The sequence below is a fragment of the Leisingera sp. CC-HEC096 genome (assembly GCF_059429235.1).
In genome coordinates this window covers 1-1,830 of the sequence record NZ_JCAIJS010000002.1, presented here as the reverse complement: position 1 = coordinate 1,830, position 1,830 = coordinate 1, and the positions used below count along the sequence as shown (strand labels likewise).

1 protein-coding gene is annotated in these 1,830 nt (G+C 62.1%); it reads left to right on the top strand.

Annotated elements, in window-relative coordinates:
- Positions 1–40 precede the first annotated feature (40 nt).
- A partial coding sequence (locus AC5STI_RS18640) for a cadherin-like domain-containing protein (protein WP_495447788.1) occupies positions 41–1,830 on the top strand: 1,790 nt, incomplete at its 3' end.

Below are 1,830 nucleotides of genomic sequence, written 5' to 3'. Positions count from 1 at the left end.
CAGCTTAACCGTTTCGGCGCAGCCGCCGGCCTCATCCGGGGTGTCGGATGATTTCAGCAATGGCCTGGACCCGGTCTGGCGCATCGAGGGGCCATCGGGAATTTCCAGCAGTGTGGATGCGAATGCGGCGGATGCCTATCTGGAGCTGGTGACGCCGGATGGCAACTATGATGCCTGGCAGGTGAACAACAGCGCCCGCGCCGTGCAGGACATTGCCGATGCGGATTTCGCCGTTGAGGCCCGCTTTCTCAGCACGCCGTCAGAGCGGTTCCAGGTGCAGGGCATCCTGGTGGAGCAGGATGCAAACAACTGGCTGCGGTTTGATATTCATTCAGATGGCAGCAGCCTGCGCGTTTTTGCGGGTGTGACGGTTAATGGCTCCACCTCTGCCCGTGTCAATGCGACGGTCCCGGCGGGCAGCTCGGAATACCTGCGGGTGGTCCGGTCGGGGGACAACTGGACGTTTGAATATTCCGCCGACGGGACCGGCTGGACCACGGCGGTGAGTTTTACCCAGGCGCTGACGGCCGCTTCTGCGGGGGTCTTTGCAGGCAATGTTCTGGATGCGGCGGGCTTTACCGCGCAGGTGGATTACGTGGAGTTTGCAAGCGACCCTCTTGCGGACGAGGACGGGACAATCATTCCAGTGAACCAGGCGCCGGTTGCCGCAGATGATACAGCCACTGTGCTTGCGGACACGGACCTCGTCTTAACCGCTGCCACGGATCTCCTGGGCAATGACAGCGACCCGGATGGGGACCCGGTGAGCATCACCTTGCTGGGCGATCCCTCGCATGGCACGCTGACGGATAATGGCGACGGCACGCTGACCTATTCGCCTGACGCCGGCTACGAAGGGCCGGACAGTTTCACCTATACGATCAGCGATGGCGATCTGACCGATACGGCTGCGGTCAGCTTAACCGTTTCGGCGCAGCCGCCGGCCTCATCCGGGGTGTCGGATGATTTCAGCAATGGCCTGGACCCGGTCTGGCGCATCGAGGGGCCATCGGGAATTTCCAGCAGTGTGGATGCGAATGCGGCGGATGCCTATCTGGAGCTGGTGACGCCGGATGGCAACTATGATGCCTGGCAGGTGAACAACAGCGCCCGCGCCGTGCAGGACATTGCCGATGCGGATTTCGCCGTTGAGGCCCGCTTTCTCAGCACGCCGTCAGAGCGGTTCCAGGTGCAGGGCATCCTGGTGGAGCAGGATGCAAACAACTGGCTGCGGTTTGATATTCATTCAGATGGCAGCAGCCTGCGCGTTTTTGCGGGTGTGACGGTTAATGGCTCCACCTCTGCCCGTGTCAATGCGACGGTCCCGGCGGGCAGCTCGGAATACCTGCGGGTGGTCCGGTCGGGGGACAACTGGACGTTTGAATATTCCGCCGACGGGACCGGCTGGACCACGGCGGTGAGTTTTACCCAGGCGCTGACGGCCGCTTCTGCGGGGGTCTTTGCAGGCAATGTTCTGGATGCGGCGGGCTTTACCGCGCAGGTGGATTACGTGGAGTTTGCAAGCGACCCTCTTGCGGACGAGGACGGGACAATCATTCCAGTGAACCAGGCGCCGGTTGCCGCAGATGATACAGCCACTGTGCTTGCGGACACGGACCTCGTCTTAACCGCTGCCACGGATCTCCTGGGCAATGACAGCGACCCGGATGGGGACCCGGTGAGCATCACCTTGCTGGGCGATCCCTCGCATGGCACGCTGACGGATAATGGCGACGGCACGCTGACCTATTCGCCTGACGCCGGCTACGAAGGGCCGGACAGTTTCACCTATACGATCAGCGATGGCGATCTGACCGATACGGCTGCGGT